The sequence below is a fragment of the Labrenzia sp. C1B70 genome, from assembly GCF_000475395.1.
GTDB classification, from domain to species: domain Bacteria; phylum Pseudomonadota; class Alphaproteobacteria; order Rhizobiales; family Stappiaceae; genus Roseibium; species Roseibium algicola.
This window is the reverse complement of record NZ_AXCE01000034.1, coordinates 553048-570482: the sequence shown is the minus strand read 5'-3', so window position 1 is coordinate 570482 and position 17435 is coordinate 553048. Positions and strand designations below refer to the sequence as shown.

General features: G+C 57.3%; 16 protein-coding genes. 14 read left to right on the top strand and 2 right to left on the bottom strand.

The window, feature by feature from the left end; translation table 11 throughout:
* Positions 1-138: 138 nt before the first annotated feature.
* The 3 genes from Q666_RS57145 to Q666_RS57135 all read left to right on the top strand — a co-directional run bounded on the left by Q666_RS57145 (position 139) and on the right by Q666_RS57135 (position 5828).
* Complete coding sequence (locus Q666_RS57145; RefSeq protein ID WP_031268542.1) at positions 139-1356, top strand: deoxyguanosinetriphosphate triphosphohydrolase; 1218 nt, start codon at positions 139-141, stop codon at positions 1354-1356.
* A gap of 97 nt (positions 1357-1453) precedes the next feature.
* Positions 1454-3223, top strand: coding sequence for an arginine--tRNA ligase (argS, locus tag Q666_RS57140; protein ID WP_022998731.1), 1770 nt, complete (start codon positions 1454-1456; stop codon positions 3221-3223).
* A gap of 208 nt (positions 3224-3431) precedes the next feature.
* Positions 3432-5828 carry an SPOR domain-containing protein gene (locus Q666_RS57135; RefSeq protein WP_161633205.1) on the top strand — a complete coding sequence of 799 codons (2397 nt, stop codon included), beginning with the start codon at positions 3432-3434 and terminating at the stop codon, positions 5826-5828.
* Between the two features lie 56 nt (positions 5829-5884).
* On the opposite strand, the gene Q666_RS57130 is transcribed toward Q666_RS57135, so the two are convergent.
* Positions 5885-6802 (bottom strand): LysR family transcriptional regulator, encoded by a 918-nt coding sequence (locus tag Q666_RS57130; RefSeq protein ID WP_022998729.1) that lies wholly within the window; start codon positions 6800-6802, stop codon positions 5885-5887.
* 132 nt (positions 6803-6934) lie between these two features.
* Between Q666_RS57130 and Q666_RS57125 the strand changes: the two genes are divergently transcribed.
* Positions 6935-7858 carry a DMT family transporter gene (locus Q666_RS57125; RefSeq protein ID WP_022998728.1) on the top strand — a complete coding sequence of 308 codons (924 nt, stop codon included), beginning with the start codon at positions 6935-6937 and terminating at the stop codon, positions 7856-7858.
* 18 nt (positions 7859-7876) lie between these two features.
* Here Q666_RS57125 and Q666_RS57120 read toward each other — a convergent pair whose 3' ends face one another.
* The gene (locus Q666_RS57120) at positions 7877-8890 is read right to left on the bottom strand and encodes an alpha/beta hydrolase-fold protein (RefSeq protein ID WP_022998727.1); all 1014 of its coding nucleotides are present in this window, start codon (positions 8888-8890) and stop codon (positions 7877-7879) included.
* Positions 8891-9007: 117 nt separating this feature from the next.
* Here Q666_RS57120 and nagZ point away from each other — a divergent pair, with 117 nt between their 5' ends.
* The 10 genes from nagZ to Q666_RS57070 all read left to right on the top strand — a co-directional run bounded on the left by nagZ (position 9008) and on the right by Q666_RS57070 (position 17345).
* Complete coding sequence (gene nagZ, locus Q666_RS57115) at positions 9008-10027, top strand: beta-N-acetylhexosaminidase (RefSeq protein WP_022998726.1); 1020 nt, start codon at positions 9008-9010, stop codon at positions 10025-10027.
* 20 nt (positions 10028-10047) lie between these two features.
* Positions 10048-10878 carry a ScpA family protein gene (locus tag Q666_RS57110; RefSeq protein ID WP_035909502.1) on the top strand — a complete coding sequence of 277 codons (831 nt, stop codon included), beginning with the start codon at positions 10048-10050 and terminating at the stop codon, positions 10876-10878.
* The gene (scpB, locus tag Q666_RS57105; RefSeq protein ID WP_022998724.1) at positions 10868-11575 is read left to right on the top strand and encodes an SMC-Scp complex subunit ScpB; all 708 of its coding nucleotides are present in this window, start codon (positions 10868-10870) and stop codon (positions 11573-11575) included. Before Q666_RS57110 ends, scpB begins: the two co-directional genes overlap by 11 nt.
* A complete protein-coding gene (locus Q666_RS57100; protein ID WP_022998723.1) occupies positions 11575-12714 on the top strand; it encodes an ABC transporter ATP-binding protein in 1140 nt (379 codons plus the stop codon). Before scpB ends, Q666_RS57100 begins: the two co-directional genes overlap by 1 nt.
* A gap of 126 nt (positions 12715-12840) precedes the next feature.
* Positions 12841-13065: a twin-arginine translocase TatA/TatE family subunit gene (locus Q666_RS57095; protein ID WP_022998722.1), complete on the top strand. Its 225-nt coding sequence runs from the start codon at positions 12841-12843 to the stop codon at positions 13063-13065.
* A gap of 41 nt (positions 13066-13106) precedes the next feature.
* Positions 13107-13535: a Sec-independent protein translocase protein TatB gene (tatB, locus tag Q666_RS57090; RefSeq protein ID WP_022998721.1), complete on the top strand. Its 429-nt coding sequence runs from the start codon at positions 13107-13109 to the stop codon at positions 13533-13535.
* On the top strand, positions 13532-14332 hold the full coding sequence (tatC, locus tag Q666_RS57085) for a twin-arginine translocase subunit TatC (protein ID WP_022998720.1): 801 nt from the start codon (positions 13532-13534) through the stop codon (positions 14330-14332). Before tatB ends, tatC begins: the two co-directional genes overlap by 4 nt.
* A 71-nt stretch (positions 14333-14403) precedes the next feature.
* Positions 14404-15684 (top strand): serine--tRNA ligase, encoded by a 1281-nt coding sequence (gene serS, locus Q666_RS57080; RefSeq protein WP_022998719.1) that lies wholly within the window; start codon positions 14404-14406, stop codon positions 15682-15684.
* A 189-nt stretch (positions 15685-15873) separates the two neighbouring features.
* Positions 15874-16632, top strand: coding sequence for a 5'/3'-nucleotidase SurE (gene surE, locus Q666_RS57075; RefSeq protein ID WP_022998718.1), 759 nt, complete (start codon positions 15874-15876; stop codon positions 16630-16632).
* Between the two features lie 20 nt (positions 16633-16652).
* Positions 16653-17345 carry a protein-L-isoaspartate(D-aspartate) O-methyltransferase gene (locus tag Q666_RS57070; RefSeq protein WP_022998717.1) on the top strand — a complete coding sequence of 231 codons (693 nt, stop codon included), beginning with the start codon at positions 16653-16655 and terminating at the stop codon, positions 17343-17345.
* The last annotated feature ends 90 nt before the right edge of the window (positions 17346-17435 follow it).

Below are 17435 nucleotides of genomic sequence, written 5' to 3'. Positions count from 1 at the left end.
TAGTTCCGGCAATGTGCGGGAACGTTAAACCTGATTTGTTCAGATAAGTATGTTTTGCGACCGCCCGCGTCAATGTGTTGCCCGCGGCCCGAGCAACAGCAAACGCAGACCGGTTCTGTGAAGGATGGCTGGAAACTGATGAAAGCGGATATCGGATTTGGGGGACAATCCCGCGCAATCTACGCGGAAAACCCTCTGGAAAGCCGGGGAAGGCTCTTCCCCGAGCCTGACAGCCCGACGCGGACACCCTTCCAGCGGGATCGGGACAGGATTATTCATTCTTCCGCGTTTCGCAGGCTCAAGCACAAGACGCAGGTTTTCGTCTATCACGAAGGTGACCATTTTCGCACACGGTTGACTCACACCATCGAGGTATCGCAAATCGCGCGCTCGCTGGCACGCGCTTTGCGGCTTGATGAAGATCTGGCGGAATGCCTGGCCTTGTCACATGATCTCGGTCACACGCCGTTTGGGCATGAAGGCGAAGACGTCATGCATGAGTGCATGGCACCCTTCGGCGGGTTCGATCACAACGCGCAATCACTGAGGGTCGTGACCCATCTGGAGCAGCGTTATGCCGAATTCGACGGTCTGAATCTGGCCTGGGAAACTCTGGAAGGGTTGGTCAAGCACAACGGCCCCTTGATTGATGCCAGCGGTGCGCCGCTCGGAAAGTTCAAGGACAGCCAGTTGCCGTTTGCGATCCGCGACTATGCCAGGAAACAGGACCTCCTGTTGCATACCTGGCCTGGTGCAGAGGCGCAGGCTGCTGCCATTGCCGATGATATTGCCTATGACGCGCATGATCTCGATGACGGATTGAGGGCAGGGCTGTTCGCGATCGAAGACATGCGCGATGTGCCGTTCCTGGCCGACATCCTTGCCGAGGTCGATGGCAAATATCCGGGTCTCGAAGAGAGCCGACGTATTCACGAGATCGTCAGGCGATCGATCACGCGCATGGTCGAGGATGTCATTCGCGAAGCGGTGCGTAATCTGAATGACGTTGCTCCGCAAAGCGTCCAGGAGATTCGCATGTCGGGGCGTTGTCTCGTCGGTTTCTCTGCGGACATGACCGCTGCGGAAAAGGAAGTGAAACGGTTCCTGTTCGCCCGGGTCTACCGGCATGAAGATGTTCTTGCAGTTCGAAAGCTGGTTGCCCGGGTTGTGCGGGACCTGTTCACAAGGTTCCTTGCGGAGCCGGACCTCATGCCGAAACCATGGAACAGTGGCCTTGGCAATCTGGGTGAAGCGGAAGTCGCGCGACTGGTTTGCGACTATATCGCCGGAATGACCGACCGATACGCCATCGAAGAGCACCGCAGACTGTTTGACGACACTCCTGATTTGGGGTAGGCGCAGAGGCGACTTTACAGCCCCGTGGCGCCGAAGGCTTTTCCTTCGCAGCGCGCGGGGGCTTTGTGTTTGAAAACCAAAACCAGACCGGTGTTCTATGAATATCTTCGCGGACTTCACGCTGCGCGTCAAAGACGCTCTCCAAGGCCTTGATCTAAAAGATTCAAATGGAGAGGCCCCGGATCTTTCGCGAGTCGTCGTGGAAGCACCGCGTGATCCGGCACATGGCGATCTTGCCACCAATGCTGCAATGGTGCTTGCAAAACCACTCGGCATGAAGCCGCGCGATCTTGCCGAGCAGCTTGTTGCCAAGCTCAACACTGACCCGGAAATTACCGAGACGACGATCGCCGGCCCTGGTTTCATCAACCTGCGTGTCGCCCAGGGGGTCTGGCACAAGGTTCTGGCCAGCGTATTGGATCAGGGTATCCGCTTCGGAGCCCAGGAACGTTCTCCTGCTCCGAAGGTCAATGTCGAATACGTTTCCGCGAACCCGACAGGTCCGATGCACGTCGGTCATATCCGTGGCGCGGTCGTGGGTGATGCTCTGGCGAACATTCTGGCATTTGCCGGCAATGACGTGGTCAAGGAATATTACATCAACGATGCTGGCTCGCAGATCGATACGCTGGCTCGTAGCGCCTTCCTGCGTTACCGAGAGGCACTTGGCGAGGACATCGGCGACATTCCGGCTGGCCTTTATCCGGGAGACTACCTGAAACCCGTCGGTGAAAAACTGAAAGCGGAGTTCGGTCCGTCGCTGGTAAGCAAGGAAGAAAGCGACTGGCTGCCGCTGGTAAAGGAACGCGCGATTGCCGCCATGCTCGAGTTGATCCGGCAGGACCTGGCAGCGCTCGGTGTGGAACACGAGGTGTTCTATTCCGAAAGAACCTTGCATGATCGCGACTCAGGCAACGGTTCGAAGATCGATCACATGCTCGAAACTCTCCGGAACAAGGGTCTGATTTACGAAGGCACGCTTCCGCCACCCAAGGGTCAGGTTCCTGATGACTGGGAAGACCGCGAGCAAACACTGTTTCGCGCAAGCGACTTTGGTGACGATACCGACCGGGCTCTCAAGAAATCAGATGGTTCCTACACGTATTTCGCTGCCGACGTCGCCTATTTCCAGGACAAGTTCGAGCGGGGTTTTTCCGAGACGATCTACGTTCTTGGTGCCGATCACGGCGGTTACGCCAAACGCCTTCAGGCAGTCGGGAAGGCGATTTCCGACGGCAAGACGGAAGTTATTGTCCGGTTCTGCCAGCTTGTGAAGCTGATGCGTGACGGCGAACCGGTCAAGATGTCCAAACGCTCCGGCGATTTCATCACACTGCGCGATGTCGTGGATGAAGTCGGGCCGGACCCGGTTCGCTTCATGATGCTGTTCCGCAAGAATGATGCACCGCTGGACTTCGACTTCAAAAAGGTTACGGAACAATCGAAAGACAATCCGGTCTTCTATGTTCAATACGGCCATGCGCGTTGCTGTTCGGTGTTGCGGCAGGCGGCCGATGAGCTCAAGGAAGCCGGGTATGCGGTTGATGATCTTGCAGGGGCCGATTTCACCTTGCTGGATGATATCGGCGAGCAGGAGCTTATCGCCAAGATGGCGGAATGGCCGAAAGTGGTCGAAGCAGCTGCAGAAACACATGAGCCGCACAGAATTGCGTTTTATCTACATGAACTCGCTAGTTCTTTGCATGGCCACTGGAATAAAGGCTACGAATTGCCTCATTTACGTTTTATTCAGGCCGGTAACTTGAAATTAACCCTAGCGCGTCTTGCTTTGGTTCGTGCAGTATCTTTGGTGCTCGCTTCAGGTCTAACGATTCTCGGCGTGAATGCTCCTGAAGAAATGCGCTAGTTTTAATGGCCGCTGGGAACGACTAAATGGCTCGCCAGCGACTTGAAGTGGACCGGTTTTCGTAAAGCTCATGTCACAAGACTACGAAACAAAGCGATCAGATTTGCGCGCCTCGCAAAACGAGGCGGGCGGCGAACGGCCGGCCGCGGAGGATCCGCTGGTTGAATTGGCCCGGATTGTCCACAAGAACAAGCAATCGGGGGCAAATGTGAGCAGCGGCCGCGTTGGTAGTACAGATTATTTTGCGGGGCTGGACGATGTGGCAGGCGATGCGCCTGCACAATCCACCCCGGCGCCGTCGCGCATCGAACCTTCGTTTTCAAATCTACGTCCGGTGTCGAATACGCCTGAAGCCACTGCTGGCGCGGACTTTGCGGAAGAACCTGAAGGAACATACAGCGCCTCCAGGAATGATTTCTATGCGGCGACACCGCCGTCCAGCTTCGAGCAGTCTTTCCAGCTGGAAGAGCCGGTTCAAACAGCCCCTGTGACGCCTTCTTCACACGTTTCTTCGCTTTGGCCGAGCGAGCCGGAGCAGGCCGCAGAACCTGTACAACCAGTCGCTCCCCCGGTTGGCGTGTCACATGCTCCGGTGGATCATGTCGTGCAGTTTCGCACGCCGCAGGCTGCCCCAGTGCAGGCTGAGCCAGAGGGCGCAAACGACAAGTCTTATCTTGCACCTTCCGTTGCCATGGATCTCGAACAGAATCTTACGGCAGAACTGGAAGACGAGTTGATCGGCGCCTTGCGTCAGTCCGTTGACGAGACACATCCGGCAAGCGCGCCCGATATGGGATATGCAGACGAGGTGGAAGAGGCTGCTCCTCAAACTCCCTCAATTCCTGTGATGCCAACGGCATCTTCATACTCCCGCGAAAAAACGGATTTTGCTTCCTCTGACAGCTTGACCCGCGCAACCCAGGTGCCGAGCGCGCCGTCCGTGTCTCCCGCCATTGGGACCGCAGCGTCCAGCATTTCGAAGCCAATTGATGCGCCGCGTCCCTCGGACGACTACCGGATTGGTGGCGTGCAACACGATGAACCGGTTGAGGCAGTTGCTGGAGATGAGGAGGTATTCGAAACCTCCAGCTACCAGCAGCCGGTAACCGGGCAACGTCCGCAGATTGACGAGAATGACTTCTTTGCTGCGCTGAACCCGGTTCAGTCCGAACCGGCGGCGCAAAAGGTGGAAGCCGCGCCGGAACAGGCAGGAGATCCTGCCGGCATTGACGCCCTTTTTGCCGATCTTGACTTCCCGGCTCCAACGTCTCGGAAGCCTGTTGGTGGCTCGATCGACCCATCGTCGCAGGACACTCCGTCAACAGAGCCGGACCTGGACGATATGGCTTGGCCTGCTGCAGCTGCAGCGGTTCCTCAATCGGAAGACGACGAAACGCCGCCACCACCGGAAGGTTATGACCTTGATGCGGTTGCACGGGCAATGCAGGAAAGCGATCCAAGCCTTACCGGTGCTGGCGTCCTGCCGCCTCACTCGGCAGCCGAACGCAACGCAATACCGCATGCGGGCGAAAAATCCCGGAAAGGCTTGTTCGTTGCAGCTGGAGTGCTTGGCGTTGCTGTCCTGGGCGGCGCAAGCTTCTTTCTGTTCGATAGCGACGCCGTTCCTGTACCCAGTGGTCCGCCACCGGTCATCAGCGGTCTGCAGGAGCCGCTCAAGGTATATCCGGAGCAGAGCCAGGCTTCGGCAAACGATCAAGCCGGAAAGCTTATTTATGATCGGGTCGACGGCACTGGTGTAGCCGGACCAGACAGGCTTATCCCGACAGAATCTCCGCAACCCGCAGAGTTGCCGCCGGCACCTGCAGGCACCAATGGCGACGCCGATCTCGTTCCCGGAACTCCGAAACGGGTAAGGACTGTGGTCGTGCGACCGGACGGAACCATCATTCCTGAAGGTGAAGAACCTGCTGTAGCGACACCTGCGCAGCCTCAGCCGGCGGTTCCTGCAGAGCCTGATGCGGCTTCCGGCGAAAACGGTTCGCGGGTTGTTTCCACCTCGCCCGTCGTGACCGGTGCGGATGTCGCGCCTGCAGATCCGTCAGCCACGGCTCCGGAACCGGCTCAACCCGATACACCCGCAATCGTAACCGGTGCCGACGTAGCGCCGGAGCCAGCTGCAAGTGAACCTGCTGCACCGGTGCCGTCTGTTGTGCCTCGCAAGAAGCCGGATGCTCCTGTTCAGGTTGCCAGTGCCCCAGCCGCCGTCACACCGCCGGTGCAGGCGCAGCAGAACGATAGTCCTCTTAACCTGACGCAACAGCCTGCCGCCCCGGCAATAGCTGCGCCCGCAGCTCCGGCGCCAGTTGCCAGCACCTCCGGCGGCAGCATCCCGTCTGGAACCTATATCGTTCAGGTAACGTCTCAACGTTCTGAAGCTGCTGCAAGCGACGCATACTCTGGACTGCAACGGCGGTTCCCGGCCGTATTGGGTAACCGGAACGCAGTGATCGTTGCAGCGACTGTTGAAGACAGGGGTGTGTTCTACAGGGCGCGGATCCCGACCGGGTCGCGCGATGAAGCAATAAGCTTGTGCGAAAGCCTCCAGGCAGCCGGTGGCGACTGTTTCGTTCGCAGACAGCCCTGACGACGGACTACACAATCGAAAAGCGTAAGTGAGACGGTCGGGTATTCCCGGCCGTTTTATTCTGCTGCTGCGACGGCCTCGTTCAACAAGCTGCCGCGCAACTGCGGTCCCATGTGACGGAAGACCTCGGCGATGGCATCCATGGCCTGACGCACGGCGGGTTCCCGGCGCAAGTCCCGGTGAACGATGATGTGCTCGACGTTCGTGAGTTCCGCAAGCGGCTCAGTCAATCTGACGAGCTCGCGGTTACTGTCGCCCATGAAAACCGGCAAGAGACACAATCCGGCTCCCGATGCGGTCATGTTCATGAGAGTCGTCATGGTATTGGAACGCAGCTTCGGCATCTGAGCCAGCCGGGTTTCCAGCCAGCGCATCTGCGAGGGATACCAGAGGTCGTCTGGAGCAAAGCCAAGCCATGTACAGAGTTTGTAACGGTCCGGTGTTCTGGCAGCAGGGTGTTTTGCGACGTAATCGGCCGAACCGTAAACCGCGTAGGCCAATTCACCGATTTTCCGTGCAATCAAGGTGTCGGTTTCCGGAAGGCAATTGCGGATCTGCAGCTCAATACTGCGTGACTGGTGATTGACATGCTGGTGGCTTGATATCAGTTCAAGCTCAACACCGTCGAGCAGGCCCGTCAGCAATTCAAACCGGTCAGTCAGAACCCGCGCACGGACTTCGTCCACGGCGACACGAACAACCTTCAGTGCCGAACCGGACAGATCGGGCAGGATCCGTGCGGCCGCCTCCGCCTTCTTGCGCATGTCATCTGCCAGTGGGATCAGCCGCAGCCCGGCATCCGTCGGTTTCAGTCCTGTCGGCGTGCGGTCGAACAGTCTTGCGCCTATCCGGTCTTCAAAGCTCTTCAGGCGGCGGCTCAGTTGCGGTTGGCTGATGTCCAGTGCCTTTGCCGCCCCGGAGAGAGAGCGCATGCGGGCAGCCGCATCAACCAGTTTCAGATCATCCCAGTTCATGGGCGGGTTATACCAATATACAAGGCGAGGAGCAATGTGATGCGTATACGCATACCCGTTATGGGGTTTTCACGACTGATTTGGCTGCCGGACCAGTGATAAGACTCTCTTGAAATTACCTGGAACCGTTGAATGTCAGAGAACTCCGTCTATCACCGCCCGGATAACACGTTGCTCGCCCTGTTGCTTGCACTTGCCGGCATGGCTGCTTTCACACCGATATTTGCCGCTGGCAAACTGTCCGGAGGTTTGTTGCCGGTTGCTGTGCTGGTATGGCTTCGGTTCATTGGGGGAGCTGCAACGATCGTGAGTGTTGCGGCCGTCAAGCGCGTTCCGGTGTTCACACGTGTCAGCCCGCTCTGGAAACTGCACCTCATGCGAGCATTTTGTGGTGTTGGTGGACTTGCCTGCTCCATCTACGCCGCCAGCGTTCTGCCCTTGGCGGATGCAACCGCAATAGGCCTCACAAAAGGTATCATCGCCATCATCTTGGCTGGTCTTGTCCTCAAGGAGGTGATCACCGGTCGTCATTGGGTCGCAGGTGTGTTGTGCGCTGCAGGTGCGTATCTCGTGGTCCGGTCTGCGGAAAGTGCCGCGGGTTATGACGAGCTTGCGTTGGCTGGCGTCATGTCAGCGCTCATGGGCGCCGTGTTCATGGCCTGTGAAGCCCTGATCATGCGCTATATTGCCCAGCGCGAGGACACCGTCACCATCCTGGCATATGTCAATGTCTTTGCCGCGGTGCTGTTGAGTGGGCCGGTCCTTTGGCTGATCGTCAAAGAGGGAGTTTCCTGGAGCGATCTGCTGATTTTTGCCTGGATGGGTCCACTGGCAATTGTCGGCCAGTCTATGAATATTTCCGCCTACAGAAGAGCAGGGGCGGCAACACTTGCCCCCGTGTACTACGGCACAGTCGTGATGTCGGCTGTTTTCGGTTTTGCAGTCTGGGGAGAAATTCCCACTCGCGTTGCTGTCTTTGGGGCCGTTCTGATTGTGGCGGGAGGAGCTATTCTGACACTGCCGAACCCTTTCAGAAAGTTCCGCCAGGCTTCCTGAGATGCCTTGCGCCAAAGGTCAATGACTGAGCTTTTCTGCCAGAAACGGCAGGCTTTCATCCAGCCGGTAATCCACTGAGGAATGATTGTCGCTGAATTCCTGATAGACGTGGTCAACGCTGGCTTCGCTCAGTTTCCTGTGCAGGCGGCGCACACCATAGACCAGGTTGTATTGATCGACATCACCGCATTCGATCCAAAGTCCCTTCAAGGATTTCAGAGCATCGATGTGATCACCTACGATGTGCACAGGGTCCCACTTCAGCCAGGCATTCCAGCGTTCTTCAATGAGTTCGCATGTTTCCAGATCGACAGGCAACCGGATGCCGCAAAAGACCTCCGGATCGGGATCCGGATCGTAGGTTGCAGCCATGGCAAAGGTCATCAGGTCATGAAGTGAGTTGCCCGGATATTTCGGACCCTTTTCAAAATCCCGGACGAAGGCTTCGATTGAGCCCGCTTTTGCAATTGCCCTCAATGCGCTTGGCATTTCGGGCAGGTAACAAAGTTCAAACGCCATGTCACCGGAATGGCAGGCGGCGGCAGACCAGACGTCTGAGTGTTTCATCGCGTGAATGATCGCGCCGTAGCCGCCTGAGGATTTTCCGAAGATACCGCGCTTGCCGGTGCCGCCGCACTTGAAGCGATTTTCAACATCTTCCAGCATTTCGGTTGTCAGCCAGGTTGCCCAGGGCCCCATTGTGTCGCTGTCGATGTACTGGTTCCCGCCAAGACGCGTGAAACAGTCGGGAAAAGCGACTGCAACAGGTGGCATGGCACCGTCATGGATGAGCCGGTCGAGCCGCTCCGGTACGTTCTCACCGAAATTCTTCCAGTTTGTGTGAGCCGGGCCGCCGGCAGTAAATCCGACGATATCCACCAGAAGCGGCAAGCCGCTGCCATCATGACCATGCGGGGTATAGACGTGGATCTCGCGCGTTGCCGTATCTCCCAGCCGGTTTCGTCCAAGGATTTCAGATCTATGGGAAAAACGGTGCAGGGTACCGGCAGGAATGTCGAGACGCGCGCGCATGGGGGCTCCAATCAGATCTGGGACGAAGGTCGTCTAGATTGCAAGATAGTGACAAGGGTGCAAGAGGCAGCACTTGCATTTCTTGACGGCTCCCGGCGCTGCGGCTAAGCCGGATCAATGACCAAAGCCTTTGTATCCGGGTGTGCCGGACCGACCCTGACAAGTTCCGAAATCGACTTTTTCCAGCAGGAAGACCCTTGGGGACTGATCCTGTTCGCGCGCAACATCGAAACGCCGGAACAGGTCAGGATACTCACGTCGGCTTTTCGGGAAGCTGTAGGCCGGAGCGATGCACCCGTTCTGGTGGATCAGGAAGGTGGCCGGGTGCAACGGTTGAAGCCACCTCATTGGCCAAAGTATCCGGCACCGAAGGCATACGGTGATCTGTACGACCGGGACGCTGCAGCAGGACAAAGAGTTGCCTGGCTTGCCGGGCGGCTGATTGCAGATGATCTCTACCAGGTTGGCATAACGGTCGATTGCCTGCCTTGTCTGGATGTCAGGTTCCCCGAAACTGTCGATGCTATCGGAGACAGGGCGATTTCACAGGATCCGGAAGTCGTTGCGATACTCGGCAAGGCGATGGCGGAAGGTGCTTTGGCGGGTGGCGTGTTGCCCGTGATCAAACATATTCCGGGCCACGGACGCGCACGTGTCGACAGTCATTTGGAGCTGCCGCGTGTCAATGCGGCCATTTCTTCTTTGGAAAGCGTGGATTTCCGGCCCTTCAAGGCCCTTTCTCACGTGTCATTGGGGATGACAGCCCATATTGTGTACGAGGGGATCGATCCGAATACAGCTGGGACGCAGAGCGCGAAAGTCATTCAGGAAATCATCAGGGGTGAAATCGGCTTCGACGGCTGTCTGATGAGCGACGACATTTCCATGAAGGCGCTCGGAGGCAGTTTTGAGGATCGGTCCGGCAAGATCATCGAGGCAGGGTGCGACATCGTTTTGCACTGCAATGGTGATATGGATGAAATGATTGCAGTCGCGAAGGTGGTGCCCGAGCTTTCGGGTGAAGCCAGGCGGCGTTGCGAGACGGCCTTGAGCGGATTCCAGGTTCCCGATCCGGAATTTGACAGGCTTGCGGCCTTTGATGAGTTTCACTCCTTGACCGGCTGGCAGGGCGTTTGACCGGAGCGGCAATGGCGGAAATGGAAAACAGCTCGAAGAGACAGCAGGATGGTTCTTACGATCTTCTCAGTTCTGTCAGCACTCCCGAGGAGCGTGCGAGTTCCGATCCGCAACTTGTTGTCGATGTGGAAGGTTTCGAAGGCCCGCTCGATCTCCTGTTAGGCCTGGCGCGAACGCAAAAGGTAGATCTTGCGCGTATTTCCATTCTCGAACTCGTCGAACAATACCTGGAATTCGTGGCCGAAGCCCGCAGGATGAGGCTGGAGCTGGCCGCGGACTATTTGGTCATGGCTGCATGGCTCGCCTTCCTGAAGTCCAAACTGTTGCTGCCTGAGCAGAAGAATGAGGACGAACCGACAGGTGAGGAACTTGCCGCGGCTCTCGCTTTCCGTTTGCGGCGTCTGGAGGCTATGCGGGAGGTTTCCGAAAAACTCCTGACCCGGAACAGACAGGGTCGTGACGTGTTCCATCGTGGTGAACCTGAAACCATGTCTGTGCAACACAAGAGTATCTGGGACGCTTCCATCTACGATCTGCTGTCTGCGTATGCCACGCAGCGCCAAAGGCAATCCGTAACCTCCGTCCGTGTATTGCGCAGAACGGTATGGTCGCTGCAGGAAGCGCGCGAACTGCTCACCAAACTGGTTGGCCGTGTCGGTGAATGGGCCCCAATGAATGCCTACCTGCGCGATTATCTCTACGACAACAAGGATTGGGCGACGATTGTCGCAAGCACCTTCAGCGCCAGTCTCGAGATGGTGCGCGAAGGTCAGGTCGAAATCCGGCAGGGCGAACCTTTTTCGCCGGTTTATATCCGAGCCGTCATGAAGGAGCCGGATCATGGCGTCTGATTTCGATCTTCTGCAGTTGGAAAACGACGAGGAAACCGCTCCATCTAAGCCTCTGGATCCGGCTGGCCTTCGCATGGTCGAAGCGTTGCTGTTCGCCTCGTCCGAACCGCTGTCGCTTGAAGAGCTGACACTACGTCTGCCAGAAGGCACGGATGTGCTGGCCCTTCTCGAGGAGTTGCAGAACACCTATGCCTCGAGAGGCGTCAATCTGGTGAGGGTCGCGGGGAAATGGTGCTTCCGAACGGCTGAGGATCTCGCCTACCTGATGCACCGGAACGTCGAAGAGCAGCGCAAATTGTCGCGCGCAGCACTCGAGACGCTTGCGATCATCGCCTATCATCAGCCGGTCACGCGCGCCGAGATTGAGGAAATTCGAGGCGTTTCCACGTCCAAGGGAACACTTGATGTTCTGCTTGAAACGACATGGATACGAATGCGTGGACGCCGCAGAACTCCCGGCCGTCCGGTCACCTACGGAACCACCGATCATTTCCTGATCCACTTCGGTCTGGAGAATGTCCGAGACTTGCCGGGACTTGAGGAGCTGAAGGGAGCTGGGCTTCTGGACAGCGCCGTGCCGGCCTCGTTCCTTGTGCCGACACCCAATGACGATATCGCATTGACGGAAGATGAGGATCCACTAGAAGACGGGTCTCTGTTTGACGATGATGACGCGGACGAGACCGCCGGATCCTGATGCCCGATCGCAAAAAGCCGACTTCAAACAATGGCAATGGCCATACGCTGAGCTGGGGTGCGCCCGGAACAGCCGGTGCAACCATCGCCGCAGGTCTCGTCTTTGAGAATGTGTCTCACGATTATGATGGCGTGACATCGGTTCAGGACCTGAGCCTGTCCATCGCACCAGGCGAGATCCTTTGTCTGCTTGGTCATTCCGGCTGCGGCAAGACCACATTGATGCGTATTGCCGCAGGCGTTGAGCGTCAGAGCAAGGGCAGAGTGCTGATCAACGGCCGGGAAATTGCCGGCGATGAACTGTTTCAGCCTCCCGAAAAGCGCGGTGTCGGCCTGATGTTCCAGGATTACGCGCTTTTCCCGCATATGAGCATTCTGGCGAATGTAATGTTCGGCCTGACCAACATGCCAAGGCGGGAAGCCCAGACCGCCGCCCTGAGTGCTCTCGGCCGCGTCGGTCTGGCGGACTATGCAGCCGACTATCCTCACGCACTTTCCGGTGGTGAACAGCAGCGTGTCGCGTTGGCCCGTGCACTGGTTCCCAGGCCCGGCATTCTCCTTATGGACGAACCATTCTCGGGGCTCGACAAACGTCTTCGTGACAATGTGCGCGATGAAACGCTCGCGGTTATTCGCGAAACGCGCGCCACCTGCATCATTGTGACCCACGATCCGGAAGAAGCCATGCGCATGGGCGACAAGATCGCACTGATGCGCCAGGGCCGCCTGGTTCAGCACGGCACGGCCGCAGACCTATACAAGGCGCCCGTCGACCTGTTTGCCGCCAGGTTCTTTTCTGAACTGAACCAGTTGGAAGGTGTTGTGACCCCGGCAGGTGTCGAAACGCCGGTCGGCGTCTTGTCATCGGAGGGTTTGTCGCCGGGGCAGAAGGTTGATGTTTGCGTTCGGCCACAAGGCGTTGTTTTGAACAATGCGGGATTGTGCGGTGTTCCCGGCAGAATTCGTTCGAAACGATTCGTCGGCGAGGTCGATTTGTTGTCTATTGCAATAGACGGGCTCAATCATCCCCTTCAGGCAAGGGTTCGTGCGGGCAGTCCCTGGGAGCGTGGAATGGACGTCGCCGTCACGACTGATCCGAAAGACGTGCTTGTTTTTCCGCGTTCACCTTCCCAAGTCTAAGGGGAGGACAACTTATCATTCCGTCTAAGTGATCGAAATCAAATAGACTGGCATGTTGCAGGGAGTGGGCCGTTTTTGTAAGAAGGGCCTAAGGGCTTTTAAAGCCGATTATCAGGAGTTTGGCGTATGGGCATTAGTATTTGGCAGATCTTGATCATCGCAGTGGTCGTTGTTCTGCTGTTCGGACGTGGCAAGATTTCCGATCTCATGGGTGATGTTGCAAAGGGAATCAAAAGCTTCAAGAAGGGCATGGCCGAAGACGACGTAGCCGACTCTCCGAAGACCATCGACCACAAGAGCAGCGAAACGGCATCGTCCGTGAACGCCGAAGATCAGACCAAAGCGAGCTGATCTCAATCTGCATCGCGTCTCCTTAAGGGACGATACATCTCATGTTCGATATCGGGTGGACCGAACTATTGGTGATCGCCTGTGTGGCGATCATCGTCGTGGGGCCAAAGGATTTGCCGCGCATGCTGCGCACACTTGGCCAGACGATTGGGAAGATGCGAAAGCTTTCGCGTGAGTTCCAGTCGACCTTCAACGACGCGCTGCGTGAGGCCGAACAACAGGCCGATATCGCTGACATGAAGAAGCAGGTCGAATCGGCCGCCAACTTCAATCCGTTGGGTGATTTGAAAAAATCCATCGAAGAAGACGCGACCAAGAAAGCCGACAAGCCAAAAGTGGCAGCCAGCGAACCGGCGTCGCCGCCGGCAGACAGCGCAAATGCGGACAAGGTTTCTCCTACGGAAACAGCCCAGGCTGAAACCGAGGCAAAGCCGAAAACCGCGCCGGTGACGGAAGATGTAAAGGCATGAGCCAGGACGAAATCGACGCCTCGAAGGCGCCACTGATCGAACATCTGATCGAACTGCGTCAACGACTTATGTGGTCGATCGGTGCGATCCTCGTGATGTTCGTTATTTGCTTCTATTTCGCCACGGATATCTACAACATCCTGACTGTGCCTTACCTGCGTGCTGCAGGAGAGGGCCACCCGGTGGAGATGATCTTCACCGCGCCGCAGGAATGGTTTTTCACCCAGTTGAAGCTCGCGCTTTTCGGAGCCCTCTTTCTGGCTTTTCCTGTCGTGGCCAGCCAGATCTACATGTTCGTGGCACCCGGGCTCTACAAGCACGAGCGTGGCGCGTTCCTGCCGTTTCTGGTCGCAACGCCTGTTCTGTTCCTGATCGGTGCCTGTCTCGTCTATTTCCTGGTCATGCCCATGGCCATGGGCTTCTTCCTGTCTCAGGAACAGGCTGCGGCCACCGGTAAGGTTGCCATTCAGCATCTTGCCAAGGTGAGTGAATACCTGGGCCTGATCATGATCCTGATCTTCGCCTTCGGCCTGGTGTTCCAGTTGCCGGTGGTGCTGACCTTGCTCGGCAGGGCAGGCCTGGTGAGCTCCGATACGCTTCGCCAGAAACGCAAATATGCGATTGTTGGTGCCTTTGCTGCTGCTGCAATTTTGACACCACCCGACCCGATCTCGCAGATCGGTCTTGCGCTGCCTACGCTGCTTCTCTACGAAGTCTCCATTCTGTCCGTCAAACTGGTGGAACGCCAGCGTGCCGAAAGGGAGGCTCAACGCGAAGCCGAGGATGCGGCCGCTTGATGCTTTGAACGCTGCGTTTCCCGGATTGACAGACGGATTAGATTGAAACGACCGTCGTTCGGGAAGCGAAGATGTTTGATATTAGATGGATACGGGAAAACGCAGTCGCCTTTGACCAGGCTTTGGCTAAACGGGGTTATGAAGCTTCCGCAGCCAAGCTGATCGCACTGGACGATTCCCGCCGCTCCCATATCACCAAACTTCAGGAAGCCCAGGAACGGCGCAACGCCGCCTCCAAGGAAATCGGCAAGGCCAAGAGCTCGGGCGATGACGCGCGTGCGCAGGAGCTGATTGACGAAGTCGCACAGATCAAGGCTTTCATTCAGTCGGGTGAAGAAGAAGAGCGTAAGCTCATTGCCGATCTGGAAGCGGCCATGGCCGTGATCCCCAATCTGCCGCATGACGATGTTCCGGTGGGCGAGGATGAAGCCGGCAACGTGCTTCTGAAGACGCACGGTGAAAAACCGGTCTTCACGTTCAATGAAGCTCCGAAAGAACACTATGAGCTGGGCGAAGACCTCGGCGGCATGGACTTTGCCGCTGCGGCCAAGCTGTCCGGTTCGCGCTTCGTGATCCTCAAGGGTCAGATTGCCCGGCTGGAACGTGCTCTTGGCCAGTTCATGATTGACCTGCACACCCAGGAAAACGGCTATACAGAGGTTTCGCCGCCGCTTCTGGTTCATAGCGATCCGCTCTACGGGACCGGGCAGCTGCCGAAATTCGAGGAAGATCTCTTCAAGACCACTACGGATCACTACCTGATCCCGACGGCTGAAATACCGCTGACCAATCTGGTTGCCGGTGAGATCCTCCCGGAAGATCAACTGCCGCTTCGTGTGACTGCGCTCACCTATTGTTTCCGGTCCGAGGCCGGGTCTGCCGGGCGTGATACGCGTGGTATGCTGCGCCAGCATCAGTTCCAGAAATGCGAACTCGTTTCCGTTACCAAGCCGGAAGACTCGCTCGACGAGTTGGAACGCATGTTGGGCTGCGCGGAGAAAGTTCTGCAGAAACTCGGCCTGCATTACCGGGTGATGACCTTGTGCAGCGGCGACATGGGCTTTGGTGCACGCAAGACCTACGACATCGAGGTCTGGTTGCCCGGACAGGATACCTACCGCGAGATTTCGTCCTGTTCCGTTTGCGGCGACTTTCAGGCGCGCCGCATGAATGCAAGGTTCCGGCCCACTGACTCAAAACAACCGCTCCACGTGCACACCCTCAACGGATCGGGTATCGCAGTTGGGCGGGCATTGATTGCCGTTTTGGAAAACTATCAAAATGGCGATGGCACGATCACCGTTCCCGACGTTCTGCGACCTTACATGGGTGGTCTGGAAAAGATCGGCTGAGCGGGACCGGCGGGAAGGGCGGCCTGATCGGCATTGCCTGGATCGTGAGCGCCGGCGTTCAGTCGCAGCATACCGCCGGAATTTTGATTGCAATGGACGGCAACCGCGCAAGTTTGCCGTCCATCTTCATTTGGGCCTCTTCGGACCTGATGTCAGAAGAGCTCGTGGGAAAACGGAGCAAAGATCGAGATGCGTATCCTCATCACCAATGACGACGGAATTCAGTCTCCCGGGCTGACGGTTCTGGAAAACATTGCCAGGACACTTTCCGACGATGTCTGGGTAATCGCTCCTGAAACCGACCAGAGTGGTGTTGCCCATTCCCTGACACTGAGCGACCCGCTGCGCCTTCGTAAGCTCGATGACCGGCACTACGCCTTGAAAGGGACACCAACCGATTGCGTGATCATGGGCGTGCGCAAGGTGCTTCCCGGTTTGCCGGATCTTGTGCTGTCGGGAATTAACAGGGGCCAGAACCTCGCTGAAGACGTGACCTATTCCGGAACCGTTGCCGGAGCGATGGAAGGAGCCATCCTCGGGATCAGGTCGATCGCCGTTTCCCAGGCTTACAACTGGGATGTGCGTGCCGAGCCGGACTATTCGACCGCTGAAGCCCACGCACCAGCGCTCTTCCGCAGGCTGATCGATTTCGAACTTCCGCAATATACGTTGTTGAATGTCAACTTTCCGGCCTGTGACGCCAAGGACGTGAAGGGGATCAAGGTTACCGTACAGGGGCACCATGAACAAAGCGGACTGTCCATCGACGAGCGTTCGGACGGGCGTGGTTATCCCTATTACTGGCTGCGTTTTCAGGATCGCGGCAAATCCGTACTTGATAATTCCGATCTGCAGGCAATTGCGGATGGATATGTTTCCGTTTCGCCGCTACGCATAGATCTGACAGCCCACGACCTGGTGACACACTTGGCGGAGGCTTTGGGGTAAACCCTGAGGGGGAACGGTTCATGGCCGGTCAATTGCCCGGCAAGGAAAACAGGACGATGGCGTCCGCTTTGCCGGATGAAGCGGAAGCCCGCGCTGCATTGGTTCTGGCACTGCGACAGCGCGGTGTCGGGGCGAGGGACGTACTGGCTGCAATTGAACGCGTCCCCCGGCGCCTTTTCCTGTCCGCACGCCATCACAGTCTTGCCTATGAAGACGCAATGCTGCCGATCGAATGCGGGCAGATCGTTTCAGCACCTTCAATCGTTGCCTTTACGGTACAGGCGCTAGCAATCGACTCCAGTCACGTGGTTCTGGAGATAGGGACCGGTTCCGGCTATCAGGCAGCCGTTATGTCCCATCTGGCCGCCCAGGTGGAAACGCTCGACAGGTTCGCCACCTTGACGGATCTGGCAACACGACGTTTTGAGGCGCTCAAACTCACGAACGTGAAAGCCCGGCAGGCCGACGGCTTGAGCGAGTTTCGCCAGAAAGGCCCCTACGACAGGATTGTCGTCAACGCGGCAGTGGAAGAAGTGCCAGATCCTTGGCTGCAACAGTTGAAACCGGGAGGCATCCTGATCGCGCCGGTCGGTCAGGCAAAAAAGGCCCAGCCGTTGATCAAGTTCCAGAAAACCGAGAGTGTTGTGACTGCGGAAACGCTGATGATGGTGCGGACGGTCATGTTGCAGCCGGGAATCGCCAAGAAGCTCTAGAACGGTGTTTCATGCCGATTCTTGGCCCCATGCATTCGTTGAGCTTGCTCGACCACTTGCCTGTTCAAATTTACTATAATCGGCGCGATT

Coding starts and splice junctions, on each gene's coding strand:
- Q666_RS57110 (WP_035909502.1), top strand. CDS start 10,048: ATGGAAAACAGCTCGAAGAGACAGCAGGATGGTTCTTACGATCTTCTC.
- surE (WP_022998718.1), top strand. CDS start 15,874: ATGCGTATCCTCATCACCAATGACGACGGAATTCAGTCTCCCGGGCTG.
- Q666_RS57100 (WP_022998723.1), top strand. CDS start 11,575: ATGCCCGATCGCAAAAAGCCGACTTCAAACAATGGCAATGGCCATACG.
- Q666_RS57130 (WP_022998729.1), bottom strand. CDS start 6,802: ATGAACTGGGATGATCTGAAACTGGTTGATGCGGCTGCCCGCATGCGC.
- Q666_RS57145 (WP_031268542.1), top strand. CDS start 139: ATGAAAGCGGATATCGGATTTGGGGGACAATCCCGCGCAATCTACGCG.
- Q666_RS57125 (WP_022998728.1), top strand. CDS start 6,935: ATGTCAGAGAACTCCGTCTATCACCGCCCGGATAACACGTTGCTCGCC.
- nagZ (WP_022998726.1), top strand. CDS start 9,008: ATGACCAAAGCCTTTGTATCCGGGTGTGCCGGACCGACCCTGACAAGT.
- scpB (WP_022998724.1), top strand. CDS start 10,868: ATGGCGTCTGATTTCGATCTTCTGCAGTTGGAAAACGACGAGGAAACC.
- tatB (WP_022998721.1), top strand. CDS start 13,107: ATGTTCGATATCGGGTGGACCGAACTATTGGTGATCGCCTGTGTGGCG.
- Q666_RS57070 (WP_022998717.1), top strand. CDS start 16,653: ATGGCCGGTCAATTGCCCGGCAAGGAAAACAGGACGATGGCGTCCGCT.
- tatC (WP_022998720.1), top strand. CDS start 13,532: ATGAGCCAGGACGAAATCGACGCCTCGAAGGCGCCACTGATCGAACAT.
- argS (WP_022998731.1), top strand. CDS start 1,454: ATGAATATCTTCGCGGACTTCACGCTGCGCGTCAAAGACGCTCTCCAA.
- Q666_RS57095 (WP_022998722.1), top strand. CDS start 12,841: ATGGGCATTAGTATTTGGCAGATCTTGATCATCGCAGTGGTCGTTGTT.
- serS (WP_022998719.1), top strand. CDS start 14,404: ATGTTTGATATTAGATGGATACGGGAAAACGCAGTCGCCTTTGACCAG.
- Q666_RS57120 (WP_022998727.1), bottom strand. CDS start 8,890: ATGCGCGCGCGTCTCGACATTCCTGCCGGTACCCTGCACCGTTTTTCC.